The organism is Ornithinibacillus liuyingii (genome assembly GCF_055550225.1).
The window spans coordinates 188,902-203,761 of record NZ_JBPWOS010000002.1; the positions used below are offsets into that span (position 1 = coordinate 188,902).

Annotated in this window: 11 protein-coding genes and 1 pseudogene; all 12 read left to right on the forward strand. The window is 38.5% G+C overall.

What is annotated here, in order from left to right:
• Positions 1–212: 212 nt before the first annotated feature.
• Positions 213–998, forward strand: a complete 786-nt coding sequence (locus tag ACSKT4_RS03820; RefSeq protein ID WP_186869180.1) for an MBL fold metallo-hydrolase — start codon at positions 213–215, stop codon at positions 996–998.
• 9 nt (positions 999–1,007) lie between these two features.
• Positions 1,008–1,542, forward strand: a pseudogene (locus ACSKT4_RS03825) (DUF4269 domain-containing protein).
• A gap of 2 nt (positions 1,543–1,544) precedes the next feature.
• Positions 1,545–1,823 (forward strand): DUF6958 family protein, encoded by a 279-nt coding sequence (locus tag ACSKT4_RS03830; protein ID WP_465822852.1) that lies wholly within the window; start codon positions 1,545–1,547, stop codon positions 1,821–1,823.
• Positions 1,824–2,150: 327 nt separating this feature from the next.
• A complete protein-coding gene (locus ACSKT4_RS03835; protein ID WP_465822854.1) occupies positions 2,151–3,137 on the forward strand; it encodes an ABC transporter ATP-binding protein in 987 nt (328 codons plus the stop codon).
• Complete coding sequence (locus tag ACSKT4_RS03840; RefSeq protein ID WP_186869184.1) at positions 3,115–3,888, forward strand: ABC transporter permease; 774 nt, start codon at positions 3,115–3,117, stop codon at positions 3,886–3,888. Before ACSKT4_RS03835 ends, ACSKT4_RS03840 begins: the two co-directional genes overlap by 23 nt.
• Before the next feature lie 281 nt (positions 3,889–4,169).
• Positions 4,170–10,229 (forward strand): SpaA isopeptide-forming pilin-related protein, encoded by a 6,060-nt coding sequence (locus tag ACSKT4_RS03845; protein ID WP_465822856.1) that lies wholly within the window; start codon positions 4,170–4,172, stop codon positions 10,227–10,229.
• A 16-nt stretch (positions 10,230–10,245) separates the two neighbouring features.
• Positions 10,246–10,845, forward strand: a complete 600-nt coding sequence (locus tag ACSKT4_RS03850; protein WP_186869186.1) for a class D sortase — start codon at positions 10,246–10,248, stop codon at positions 10,843–10,845.
• A gap of 105 nt (positions 10,846–10,950) precedes the next feature.
• A complete protein-coding gene (locus ACSKT4_RS03855) occupies positions 10,951–12,078 on the forward strand; it encodes a response regulator (RefSeq protein ID WP_186869187.1) in 1,128 nt (375 codons plus the stop codon).
• Between the two features lie 140 nt (positions 12,079–12,218).
• A complete protein-coding gene (locus tag ACSKT4_RS03860) occupies positions 12,219–12,677 on the forward strand; it encodes a spore coat protein (RefSeq protein WP_186869188.1) in 459 nt (152 codons plus the stop codon).
• Between the two features lie 175 nt (positions 12,678–12,852).
• Positions 12,853–13,407 (forward strand): SLOG family protein, encoded by a 555-nt coding sequence (locus ACSKT4_RS03865; RefSeq protein ID WP_186869189.1) that lies wholly within the window; start codon positions 12,853–12,855, stop codon positions 13,405–13,407.
• Between the two features lie 88 nt (positions 13,408–13,495).
• Positions 13,496–14,392 (forward strand): GNAT family N-acetyltransferase, encoded by an 897-nt coding sequence (locus tag ACSKT4_RS03870; RefSeq protein WP_465822858.1) that lies wholly within the window; start codon positions 13,496–13,498, stop codon positions 14,390–14,392.
• Positions 14,393–14,687: 295 nt separating this feature from the next.
• Positions 14,688–14,858: a hypothetical protein gene (locus ACSKT4_RS03875; protein WP_186869191.1), complete on the forward strand. Its 171-nt coding sequence runs from the start codon at positions 14,688–14,690 to the stop codon at positions 14,856–14,858.
• Positions 14,859–14,860 lie beyond the last annotated feature (2 nt).

The window sequence follows — 14,860 nt, forward strand, 5'->3', positions numbered from 1 at the left end:
CGAAAAAGTAGCACAGTAAGAGTAAGCTAGCGAATTACTCGGAACACGTAATAGATGAGGAGACCACTTAGATAATAGAGAAGGGTCCTCATGGATAGATAGAGCTAATAGGTAAGGGAAGAAAATGGCGAACGAATGTCCTGAAGAATCATTGATAATGTCTATTAGATGGCCTATTATTAATGATATAGTTTGTTTCGAGGGGGATTACAATGTCGAGAATAAAGGATAGATGGTTTACGGTTGAGGAAATAGACCCGAAGACATTTGCGATAAGTGAATATGGTCACTGGGAGAAGGTACACTCCTTCCTGTTAATTGGGACGGAAAAGGCTGCCTTAATTGATACTGGGCTCGGGATTGATAATATAAAGCGAATTACCGATCAGTTGACCGATCTACCTATTGTGGTCATTACAACCCATGTACATGCAGACCATATTGGTGGCCATGGACGATATGATACGTTATTAGTTCATCATGCAGAAGAGGACTGGTTGATAAATGGAATTAAAGGATTATCTATTGAGCAGATTCGTAAAGATATCGGGCGTGATATTACGGTAGATACACCGCCAGAATTTAATCCAAATACATATACACCATTTACAGGGAAACCAACCGCTCTGCTTTCCGATGGTAATTTGATTGATTTAGGTGATCGCTTATTGTCTATTTTCCATACACCAGGCCATTCACCTGGACATATTTGTGTACTCGATAATGACCGGGAATATTTATTTACAGGTGACCTACTCTATACCGATACACCGATATATGCGTTTTATCCAACAACAGATCCAGTAGCATTACTTGATTCGCTAGAGCGTATTTCATACTTACAAGTCCAACGCGTATTTGGCTCACATAATACATTAGGACTAGACCCGAGTATTTTGTTTGAGGCACAGGATGCAGTGTATGAGCTTCGGCGCAAAGATGTAGTAAGACATGGCACCGGAACACATACATTTAAATCGATTAGCATTCAGTTTTAGGAGGGAGCAATGTTTGATTCGTTAAAAGTACTAAAAGCTGGTTCAAAGAGACAACAAAAGGCATATGATGCCATTCGGAAATTGAATGTACTACAGGATTTGGCTCCGTATCATCCTGTCCTTTGTGGAACACTGCCGTTAGGAATTGATGTTGAACAGTCCGATTTAGATATCATTATGGAAGTCCATGATTATCAAGGCTTTACTAAAAAATTAATATCTCTTTATCAAGATAAGAAAGACTTTAGGTGGAAAGAAACGGAGATAAGAGGCGAGCGCGTAATTAAGGCTAATTTTCACTACTTCGGATTTGATTTTGAATTATTTGGCCAAGCTGTTCCTACAGATAAACAAAATGCCTATAGACATATGGTAATCGAACACAAGCTACTCGAAGAATACCCACAAATAAAAGAACAGGTAATCCAGTTAAAGCAACAGGGTGTTAAAAACAGAGCCCGCATTTTGTCAGGTACTAGGAATTCAAGGAAATGATCCATATAAGGATTTACTCGTCTATGGTAAAGCGATATTCGGAGGATAGAAATGGAAAGAATTCAGTTATTGCATCCAGAAGGTAAGAAAGGTAGTCATATTGTAAAAGCGAAATATGATGTGATGAAGGAAGTCATGTTTGAAACCATTACAGATTATGAAGAGATAGCTTTTAAAGAGCTTGCCAATGTCATCAATGAAAAACTTCGTGATAAATGGGAGGGCTCGGTTACTTGGTATGTAACAGCAGTCAAGCTTGATTTAGAGGCACGGGGATTGATTGAAAGGTTTGCAAAGGATAGACAGCAGTATATTCGGATAGCTAGATGAAACAAGACTACTAGAGAGAGCACCTCCCTAGTAGTCTTCATATTAACACCACAAATTCTCTCCATTGGTACGGAAGTATTTTATGCCAGAAATCCCTCGAATCCCTACGCAACTTGCATTACCCCTAGAATTTATCTCTTCATTCAAGAAATTGCCCATGACAGAACAGCCTTTCCATTATATAAGCATCTTTTCCCATGGAATATTATTCCTTCTCCGTCTTAAGTCTGAATTGGTTTCGAACCATGGGCCGTGGTGAGGGGTGAATGGGGTCCGTTAAAATAAAAGTAGAAATTAACTTGAGCTTATGTAGAAAGGATGGAAGAAATGACGAAAGCTATTGTAGAAGTGAAAAATCTGAGAAAGTCCTACAAGAAGCGGAAGACAAAAGAGATGATCACAGCAGTAGATGATATTTCGTTTACTGTAAATCGAGGAGAAATTGTTGGATTACTTGGACCAAATGGTGCAGGGAAAACGACGACCATTAAAATGATCTGTGGATTAGTTATCCCAGATGGTGGCATGATTACCATTAATGGTATTGATAATCAGAAGAAGCGGCTTCGTGCACGGGAGCATATTAGTGCTGTTCTAGAAGGGAATCGTAACTTGTATTGGCGGCTAACAGTAAGAGAAAATCTAGAATATTTTGCAGGTAATCGCGGGAAGTCACGCAAATCGGTGGCCGGTAGGATTAATGAGCTGTTGGAGCAATTCCGTTTAAAAGATAAAGAAAATGAAATGGTAAACCGCCTGTCGCGAGGCATGCAACAAAAGCTAGCGATTGCAGTAGCAATGCTTGCTGGTAGTGAGGTAATTTTATTAGATGAACCAACACTTGGTCTTGATATTGAGACTGGATATGAGGTTCGTGAAATACTACGGGAGATTGTCAGAACACAGCATAAAACCATCATTATTACCTCACATGATATGGATGTCATTCAAGATTTATGTGAACGCACGATTATTATTAATAGTGGAAAAGTAGTCACAAATGACCGCGTGGATAATTTAATGAAGCTATTTGAGGTACGCGCCTATTCCATTAAGCTTGATGGCCATTTAAGTGAACAGCAACATCGATTATTACGAGAAAAATTCCCACAGCTAGTCTACACACCTGATACGTATCATTCGAATTTGGAAGTCGATTTAACGAATAGCCAGGAAATGTATGAATTATTTGATATCCTCAAGCTTGAACAAATACCAGTAGACACGATTGATCGCAAGACGATTAATTTTGAACAAGTGTTTTTGAAGATTGTAAAGGGGGAGGAAGAACATGCGATTCCTGAACGTGCTTAAAGCGAATATCAAAAGAGAGTATATTCTATTAAAACGATACCTACCGAACACGATAGCGATTCTAGTCACATTTTACGTCATATTTCTAGGCATGTTCTTTGGCATTACCTTAATTGGTGACCCAAGTACACAAGATGCCAATATACAATACGTGATTGTCAACTATATTTTCTGGTTTTTAGCGATGCTCGTCGTAAATGATATTGGCTGGCAAATTACGAATGAGGCAACACAAGGAACACTGGAGCAATTAGGGATGTCTCCAATGGGGATATGGAAAATCATGGTGTCGCGTTTAATTTCCATTACTATTGTCAATTTCATCATGATAATCGGTTTGTTGTATGTAAGTATGCTGACCTCTGGGCAGTGGCTAAATATTGATGTACTTTCCATTTTACCAGTATTCTTTTTAACCTTGATTAGTATGTTTGGACTTGGATTCATGATTGCAGGATTAACGATGATTCTCAAGCAGATTCAAGCATTTTTACAAATTCTCCAGTTCATATTAGCTGCACTTACCTTTGTATCAATTTCGGTTGCGCCGTTCTTAGCCTTTTTCCCATTTGTTAAAGGGATTGATATGGTAAGAGCTATTATGATTAATGACATGAGCATTACACAGTTTCAAATGGCAGATATTCTAATTCTTGTCTTTAACGCAGTATTTTATTTTGGTTTAGGCCTGTTTATGTTCCTACGTTGTGAAAAGTTTGCGATGAAAAAAGGATTGCTTGCCCATTATTAAAATGAAAATGGTATTGGCGTAGAGGGCTAATACCATTTTTTATTTTTGTAAAGGTAAGAGATTGTCTAAGTTCCATATGCACACTCTACAATTTATGTAGATAAAAATAACTATGAGATATCATCAAAATAGTAATATTGACCTAGTTAATGTTGTTCAGATAATGTTTAGTTCCCCATGCTATCATAAGGGCTGTGTGAAATCTTCCAGGATTGTCATCACATTATGTAGAAAGGGGAATGCAAATGGGAAAGAGGATGGGCATTAGTTTTTTTATACTAATGCTGCTGTGCAATACGATACTTTCAAGTATGGTATTGCCAATAAAGGCTGGTGCAACAGAACAGCAACCAAGCCTTTTTACTAATGTTTCATTATTGGATGAACAAGGAAAGGAGGTATCAGCTGATAGGGATCCGGAACAAGTTGTACAGCCAGGGTCACATCTGATGGTTCGTATTGATTGGAAGTGGGATGAAGCGTTAATTTCCGATCAAGAAACCTTCACCTTACAGTTACCATCTGAATTGAAAGTAACGACAGAGCCCGATGGTAATTTAACTAATCAAGCTGGAAGTGTAATTGGTTCCGTGACAATTGTAGAAAGCGCCCTCACCGTAGATGTAATGAAGGAAGAAATAGAGAACGGTGATCAAGGTCAAATCTACATCGAAACGAGCCTAGGTGAGATAGATTTGGAAAATCAACAAGTAGCCCATCTGTTATTTAACCTTGATAAAGCTACTTATGTTATACCTATACAGGTTGTACATGATCAGGAGGATCTAAATCCTGAATCCAAGGATCCATTGGAAGAGGAAGCTAGTGGTGAGCAAGTTGTAGAGGAACAGAATGAACAGGAAATAACAACAGAGAAACCGAATGAACCGGAAGAGGAAGTCCAAACCCAGGCTGTTCAAAATGCTTCTGTCATCAAAGAAAACATTCTTACGGGTGTAGAGCTAACTTTAGGAGATGGAAGTCCATTACCAGATCGAATGCCACATCCTAGTGAAGAAATCTTGGACTTAAAGATTCAGTACCAATTTGAACTGCCGAACGGTCATGAATATACATCAGGTTCTACTTTTACTTTTACACTACCAGAAATATTTACTGTATTTAACCGTGTAGAAGGGGAATTGACTAGTGCAGATGGAATCGTTTTTGGGGCATTTGTGTTAGAACAAGATGGAACCGTTACGATGACATTTAACGACCAGATTGAATCACGATCAGATATTGCTGGTTTTATCGGTTTTCATACGGAGATAAAAGAGGATATCGATGGTAGTGTAGATCGAACAATCGTTATTCCGATTAGTGGGGATAAAACTATAGAAATCCCCATTCGTTTCGAACCGAATGTAGGTTCTTCTATAGATAAGCGGGGAATACCGGATCGGAAATATAATACACAAACCATTACATGGGAAATTGATTTTAACAAAGACTTACGAAGTATTACCAATGCCGTACTAAGCGATAATTTAGACGAGGACTTACAGCTAGTTCCAAATTCGATTAAATTGTATAAGCTAGATGTTCAATTGGATGGTTCTGTTGTGCAAGGGGCAGAGATTACAGACCATGTTTTTACAGAATTTCCACTTAATTTAGGAGATATTGACTCAGCTTATCGGGTAGTATTGGAAACAACCATCACAGATGAAGACGGCACATCTTATCCCAATACCGCAACACTAACTGGTGATGATATCGATGCATTACATGCCAACGCAACCGTTAATGTTGCAAGAGGGACAGCATTAGACAAAGAAGCTGGTGATTATGATCCAATAAATCAAACCATTAATTGGATAGTTCGTTACAATTACAATGAGAAACATATTGAAAAGGAAAAAGCCGTGCTTCACGATGAACTTGGTGAAGGACATGAACTAGTAGAAGGTAGCGTCCGTATCGTTCCTGTTGAGATTGATCCGAATACCGGAGCAGCGACAATTGGTGATACAGAGTTAGACCCTTCTCATTATACGGTACGTCGGGATGGCAATGGGTTTAACATTCAATTCAACGAGGCTATTGACAGTGCCTATATCATTTATTACCAAACAAAGCTAACAGATCGTGTCCTAGATCGGGAAACCTTAACGAATATGGTAACCGATGGGAATGGGAATGAAAAAGGTTCCGACAAAACTGTGGACCAAATTGTCTTTTATAAGCAGCATATCAATGGCCAAACTGATTATCATGCCAAAACAACCAAATGGCGTATTACCATTAATGCAGATGAAAAAGAAATGTATCAAGTCAAGCTGACAGATACGCTACCAAAAGGGTTAACACTAATTGACTATGAAATTAAGTATGATGGTAGTGACATAAAAGACAACGGTAACTACATTTTTGGCTATGATGAGGATTCCGGGGAAATTACCTTCGATTTTGAAGGGATGGATCCAATAAATAAGAGGATTGAAATAGTATACACCACATCGTTTGATTTTAATGAAATAGAAGATGGAAAAACAACTTTTACTAACGGTGCTGAATTGTCTTGGATTCCAGAAAATGGTAATAACCCTCTAACAAAAGAAGCAGATGCGAGCTTTACACCAAATAAACATACCCAAAGCAATGGATTTAAAGGTGGATCCTATAATGCCAAAACAAAAGAAATCACATGGGAAATTGGTGTAAATTACAATTACCGTCCAATTCAACAAGCAATTGTAGAAGATGTTATTCTAGGGGATCAAAACTTTGATCCTAGTACAATTGAAATTCACGAAATGCGAATTAATCCAAACGGATCATGGTCGAGAATCGGCGAACCGTTAAAAATAAATCGCGATTATGATGTAGAAGAAATGAACGGTCCTAATCAAGAACCTGGCTTCAGAATCACTTTCTTAACCACCATTGACTCTCCATATATCATTACGTATAAAACCAACCTACATGATCAACTAATCGTCAAACAATATGAAAACACAGCATTGTTAAAAGATGGTTCTGAACAAATAGCAACATTATCAGCAACCGTATCAGTCGGTCCAAATGGTGATAACTACATGGATAAAAGCGCTCAACAAGATGGCGAAAACCCAAGGGTACTACATTGGAAACTGAATATAAACTTTACTCAGTCTACTATTTCAGATGCAAAAGTGACGGATAAGCCAAGCCCGAATCAACTTCTGTTGGAAGATTCACTCCAATTATATGGAACGAATGTTGCAGTGGATGGCACCGTTACCAAAAATGAAGATGATGTATTAGAAGCAGGCGTTGATTATACCGTCGAATTTAAAGAAGATGAGGAAGGGAATTCTTATTTCACTTTGTCATTTGCAAACGAGATTAATCGTCCATACATCTTAGAATATGATACGTTCATCATGGCTGGACATGGGGAGGAAGTCGAAAATGATGCTTCCCTTGATGGGGCAAAATTAGAAGGAAAAGAAACCGATTCTTCCTATAAACACACCGTTAGATATACTGGTGGAGATGGTGGCATCGATGGAAGAACAGGAAGTTTAGAAGTAATCAAGCTTGATGAGCTTACGGAAGAACCGTTAGCAGGTGCTGAATTTACGCTTTATGACCAAACGGGTACGATTGCGATAAAATCGGCAACAACAAATAACGAAGGAAAAATCATCTTCCATAATCTATTGTTTGGTGAGTACCAATTAGTGGAGACAAAAGCACCAGAGGGCTATGTGATAGGGGAAACACAACCAATTACGGTCACCATAGACCGAGTGGATACAGAAAAGATTGGAAACCACCTAGAAGTAACCAATAAAAAAATCATTTATGCTGTTGAATTAACGAAAGTGGATGAAGAGACTCGTGATACGATTGCCGGTGCCTCGTTTATCCTACAGCAAAAGCAAGATGATGTATTTGAGACAATTGGTTACTATAAGACAGACGAAAATGGGATTATTTTCAGAGATAATTTAGCGCCAGGTGATTACCAGTTTGTCGAAGTACAGCCTGCACCAGGCTACCAATTGAATCCTATACCAATACCATTTACAATCATGGAGAATCAAACAGCCGTAACGAAAGTAACAGCAGGAAACTATAAATTGGGTGCTGTTGAGCTAATTAAATTCAACCAAGCTGATGAAACAGAAACACTAGCTGGTGCTGAATTTACACTTTATGATGAGAACGATAACGTGTTACAGCAAATTTTACGAACAGATAATGCTGGTCGTATTTCTGTATCTAACCTAGTTCCAGGTACGTATTATTTCCAAGAGATAAAAGCACCAGATTATTTCGAATTAGATCCTTCACCAATTGAGTTTGTTATCGAACCAGGTGTAACGAAGCGTGTTACAGTAAATGCACCGAATACACTTATAACAGGGGAAGTATTATTAACGAAAGTAGATGATACCAATCCAGACATTATGTTAGCCGGTGCTGAATTTAGTCTATTGGATGCTCATGACAATGTTTTACAAGAAGGGCTAAAGACCAATGAAGATGGTGAACTATTTGTTGATGGGCTAGCGCCTGGTGACTACAAATTTGTGGAAACGAAAGCCCCAACATACTATCAATTAAATGAACAAGAAATACCATTCACCATTGATAGAGCAAAAACAAAAACAGAAGTAATGACTGTGGAGCTTACAGTAGAAAATAAATTAATTCCAGGTTCTGTGGAATTAATCAAGGTAGACTCAGATAATCATGACATCACATTATCTGGCGCAGAGTTCGAACTACAAGATAGCGAAGGCAATGTACTGAAAGAAGGCTTAGTCACAGATGAAGAAGGCAGATTGGTTATAGAAAATCTAAAACCAGGAACCTATCAATTTATCGAAACGAAAGCCCCAACATACTATCAATTGCTAGACGAACCAATCGTCTTTGAGATAGTGAAAGGTCAAAAAGAAACTCTCACGGTAACGGCTGAAAATGAACTAATCACGGGGGCAGTCGAGTTAATCAAAGTCGATGCAGATGATCATGACATCACGCTATCTGGCGCAGAGTTCGAACTACAAGATAGCGAAGGCAATGTACTGAAAGAAGGCTTAGTTACAGATAAGGAAGGTAGATTGGTTGTAGAAAACCTAAAACCAGGAACCTACCAATTTGTTGAAACGAAGGCACCGACATATTATCAATTGCTAGACGAACCAATCGTTTTTGAAATAGTGAAAGGTCAAGAAGAAACTCTAGTGGTAACGGCTGAAAATGACTTAATCACGGGGGCAGTCGAGTTAATCAAGGTCGATACAGAAGATCATAATATTACGTTATCTGGCGCAGAGTTCGAACTACAAGATAGTGAAGGCAATGTACTGCAAGAGGGCTTGGTAACAGATGAAGAAGGTAAGTTAGTTGTTAACAACCTTAAGCCTGGTGACTATCAATTTGTCGAAACAAAAGCGCCATTTGGCTATGATTTAATCGCAACACCAATTGAATTTACCATTGACCTAATCGCAACGGAAGAAGAACAAGAACTAGTTGTAGTATATGCGGGAAATGATCTTTCTTTAGGTGCTGTGGAATTAATCAAAGTCGATGCAGATGATCATGACATCACATTATCCGGCGCAGAGTTCGAATTACAGGATAGTGAAGGCAATGTACTACAAGAAGGCTTAGTTACAAATGAGGAAGGTAAACTAGTAGTAGAGAATCTAAAACCAGGTACCTACCAATTCGTCGAAACGAAAGCCCCAACATACTATCAATTCCTAGACGAACCAATCGTCTTTGAGATAGTGAAAGGTCAAGAAGAAACCCTAACGGTAACAGCAGAGAACAAGTTAATCCCAGGCTCTGTGGAATTAATCAAAGTTGATGCAGATGACCAAGACATCACGTTATCCGGTGCAGAGTTTGAGCTACAAGATAGCGAAGGCAATGTACTGAAAGAAGGCTTAGTTACAGATGAAGAGGGTAGAGTGGTTGTAGAAAATCTTAAACCAGGAATCTACCAATTCGTTGAAACAAAAGCACCAGAAGGGTATGAGCTTAACTCTACACCGATTCCATTTACCATTGAGAAGGGGCAGCAGGAACAATTAGTTGTCTATGTAAGGAACCAATTAATTCCTGCCAAACCAGAGGAACCTACACCACCAGAAAAACCTGTCCAACCGGAAGATCCTAAATCACCAGAAAAACCGACATTACCGGAGGAACCAGGTAATAATAACAATGATCACAATAAAAAGGATTCTAACCGAGAAGTTGACGCTAAGAAACAAGTAAATACATTACCTCAAACTGGAGAAGAATCTTTCTTGATGTTTATTCTATTTGGAATTACGTTCTTCACCATTGGTAGTGTGATTCTGTTTATGAACAGAAGACGCGTGGAATAAGAGGGAGTGAATTCCTATGACGAAAAATGTGAAAAAAGTAATAGGTATTGCGTTTTTACTAATAGGAATGGTTTTCTTATCGATCCCTATTTACCACGAATGGAGTCAGGGAAAGGAAGTGAGGGCATTGGAAAATGCCCTCTCCCTTATTTCTGAATCAGATGGTAAAAACATTGATTTATCCAAGATAGAAAATCTATCCTTCACCGAAGATGAAGTAGTAGAGGTGTTAGAATTAGAAATCCCCTCTATTGATCTAAAACAATATGTTCTAAATAAGACAACAGAGGAAAATTTAACTATTGCACTAACCCAGATAAAGGACAAACAAACTCCAGGAGTGGGTAATTTTACTATTGCTGGACATAGAGGCTACCGTCCAAATAGACATTTTAATCGTTTATCTGAGGTAGAAATTGGAGACGAAGTACTATTACATACCCCTAACAGAATATACATCTACAAAGTGTTTAGCACGAAAGTAATTGAGCCAACAGATGTAGCTATTTTAGATGATCAGGAAGGAAAAACAGAAATTACACTGATTACTTGTACAATAACAGGTGAAAGAAGAGTTGCTGTTAAAGGGGAACTAATTGAAACTTTAGATCAGTAACTGTAGCAATTAAACCGCTTTCAAACGAAGCTTAACTACAAGGATTCGAAGTGATACAATCTATATAGTTATTGTATAATGAACTCAGATTATAAGGAGTAAATTATGAAAGCTATTCTAATTGATGACGAAAAACTAGCTTTAACCTATTTAGAGAAACAACTGCAAGATTTAGGTGTAGAAGTTATCGGTAGCTATCAAAATCCGTACGATGCAAAAGACGCCATATTGAATGAAGATGTGAAGGTAGCATTTTTTGATATTCAAATAGCAAATATTAATGGAATAGAATTTGCTGAGAAGGTACTGGAGCTTAAACCTAAATTAGAAGTAGTATTTGTAACAGCTTATGCCAACTATGCTATTAAAGCTTTTGAAATGAATGCGCTAGATTATGTTTTAAAACCAATCACGAAGACCCGCTTATCTAAAACGATAGAACGAATTAAATCCCGATTAGATAACCATAACCACCGTAATCATTCCACCCCACCAAGCTCAATCATACAGGTAAATCTACTTGGATCTGTTTACATCGGAACGGAAACTAATCCTTATACCCCATTGCAATGGAGAACAGTAAAAGCGCAGGAGTTATTTTTATACTTGATTCAGCAAAAAGACCAACTAGTTCGTAAAGATGAACTTATTGATTTACTATGGCCTGATGCTAATCTTGAAAGGGCGAATGCACTATTATATACCACCATATATAATATTCGGAAAGCAATCGATTCACTTAGAGAATTTTTTACCTTGAAAAAAGTAACAGGAGGCTATATTTTAACTACGAATCAGATAGTGGTAGATATAGATGAATGGAAACAAAACATGAAAAATCTACCTACTTTATCTACCACCACTGTAAAAGTCTGGGAAGAATGCTTGGATCGATATAAAGGGGATTATCTTATGGAGTTCGATTATTGGTGGGCTGAGGGAGAGCGTTATCGTTTAAAGCAACTTTGGATACGTAAATCGATGTATCTAGCTAATTGGTATCAAAAGGTAGACCGTGAAGATAAAGCAATTCAAGTTTATAACATGATCATTCAATTAGATAAGCATAATGAAGAGGCTTATTTTGAATTAATGAAAATGTATGCCAAACAACAAGATAGATTAGCAGTAGCCGAATGTTATTCATCGCTTCATGAGTCATTACAGCTCGAAATTGGCTCCGAACCAAATGAACAAATAAAAACATGGTATTCAGAATGGAAGAAAAAATAACTTGATTTGGAACCAGTCGTTATCCCTATTAGAATGAGTTTTACTAAACTTTTTTCTCATAAATAGGTAAGTGTCTGATACATGTACTCCTCACTTGTCATAGGTTATTAGTGAACTTATCACAAGAAAGGGGTAAAGTCATGAGACACAGACACAATTGTGGATGTCCAAAATGTGTTGTTCATCCTACTAAGCACAATGTAGTGCATCATTGTACGGAAGAAACGGTTCAACATGTTCATCCCTCTCATACGACAGTGATGAATCATCACCTGATAAAGAATCAACATGTATTCCCACACTCAACTTCTGTTCAAAATACAGTAAATAGTGTAGATCTATATGGAGGTTCGTTTAATGTCCCAGCAGGACCAGGTATGGGTCTTGGTCCAGGACCAGGTCAGGTTGCAGGAGCTTTTGACCCTGGCATGGGAGCGGGCCCGGGAATGGGAGTTGGACCAGGTATGGCGCCAGGAATGGGAGCAGGACCTTGGGGAGCTCCTGGAGCAGCACCAGGTCAAGTAGCAGGAGCATACACCCCAGGCGCTGGACCAGGCTATGGAGCAGGCCCAGGTTGGGGTAAGAAACCTAAGTGCTAATGTAGAAAAAAATGAATAATGAGCTAGCAGAGTTGCTGGCTCATTATTTTATGTTTGGTAATGGAAAAATGAGCGAGTCCACACGATGTAATGGATAGGTCGTTTATTGGACAAGTTAGGATGAGTTCATGCAGAATGGTATTAAAGACCAGTGTTCATTAAAGGATGTGCATATATGAAAACACTAATGGTGACAGGATACAAACCAAGAGAAATCAATATCTTCAAGGAAAACGATCAGAAAATTCATATTATCAAGGCAGCAATGGAGAAGCGTTTAATTGGCTTTATTGAGGAAGGATTGGAGTGGATTCTTATTTCCGGTCAAATGGGTGTCGAGCTATGGACTGCGGAGATTGTCTTAGATTTAAAAGACCACTACGACATTCAACTCGCGATTATCCCGCCCTTTGAAAATCAAGATGAACGTTGGCCTGAGGATATAAAGCTTAAGTATGAGGAATTGACGATGCTAGCTGATTTTTATCAACCATTGTACAAGGGAGATTATAAGGGACCATACCAATTCCGTGCCAAGAATAAATGGCTTGTTGAAAAAAGTGATGGCTGTCTCCTGTTGCTCGATGAAGAGTATCCAGGAAGCATAAAATTCTTTTATGAGGAAGCGAAACGAGCCCAGAAAGACTACTCAATCTACTTTATAACACCATCTGACTTAGATGATATGGTAGAGGAGATTCGCATGAGTGACCCAAATTACTGGAATTAATCGAGGTGTTTTGCAGGATTTTCCTTTTCGAAAATCGAATAGTAATGCTATAAGAAATCGAGGATTAACCAGGTGGGAGAGTGAACAGATGGAAAAGTTTCCTATACGATATACGAAAAGACTGCAATTAGTAGAGATTGATCACCAGTATGATCAAGCAATTTTTGATGTGCTATCTAGAGATGATGTAACGAGATATTATGGTAGAGAGAGTATGGTGTCTATTGAAGAAGCACAAGAAATGATCGATCATTTCCACATGATATTTCACAGTGGACGTGGGATACGGTGGGGAATTATTTGGAGGGAAACCAGTTCGTTTATCGGTACCATCGGTATACATAATTATTCCTCTGTGATGAAAAGAGCTGAAGTCGGTTTCGAGTTACATCCAGATTATTGGCGTAAGGGGATTCTATCAGAAGCATTGAATAATGTATTAGAGTATTGCTTCGTGGAAATGGGACTCCATCGTGTTGGAGCGATTACCTTCCCAGCAAATGATGCTTCTAATAAATTGTTAGAAAAAGCAGGCTTTACCCATGAGGGCGTCCTTCGCGGCTACCTTTTCCAAAATAATCAATCCCATGATGCAAATGTATTGTCCTTGCTAAAGCCGGAATGGCGCCGTAGAAAGTATGAAAAAGACGCTCCAGTTCAATACACCGACCATATGACAGAGATTGTAAAACGTGCAGAGGCAGAAGGAGACTTCGACAACCTGCCAGGCAAAGGGAAACGATTAGACCTTGGTCCAAATTACCTCAACCCTTCCGAAGCCCAAATGTACAAAACATTAAAAGACAATCATATCCTTCCACACTGGGTCGAATTAGCAAACGAAATTGATCGATTGAAAGAAAGCTTACCAGGAGTAGAAGGAAAAGAACGTCGCAAACTAGTTAAAGAAATTAATAAAAAGATTAAAGCATATAACTACGCCTGCCCACCATCTCTCCAGAAAAATAAAGTAGACCAGTCCTAAGTTAGGAATGGTTTTTTTACTTGGCAAGGAGCCGCTCATACCCTGAAGGGAGCGTGCAAACTTACAAGGAAGCACGGTAGCTCTGAAGAAGGAGTGCGAAAATCTAAAGGAGGAGCTCCAATCCTGAAGAGAGAGTGTGAAAATCTAAAGCAGGAGCTTAAATCCTGAAGAAAGTGCCCGAAATCCTGAAGAATATGTCAACTCCAAGATTTCGATATTTTTTTAGCTGAAATTAGCAGGATTATCACAAGAAATCTAGAAGAATTTTATATTGAAAAGAAAGGTGGTAGATATATTGATTGTAAAACAACTAACCGAGCCCATTTTACTTGCCAAAACCGATGCTTTGAATGCTAGATTACCTTCCAATCACCCGATGAAAGAGAACGTAAACCAGGATGCTCGAATTCTTCGAGCAGGATACAATGGCCTAAAAGTCGCTCTCTTTTACACTCTCCCTCGTTAGCA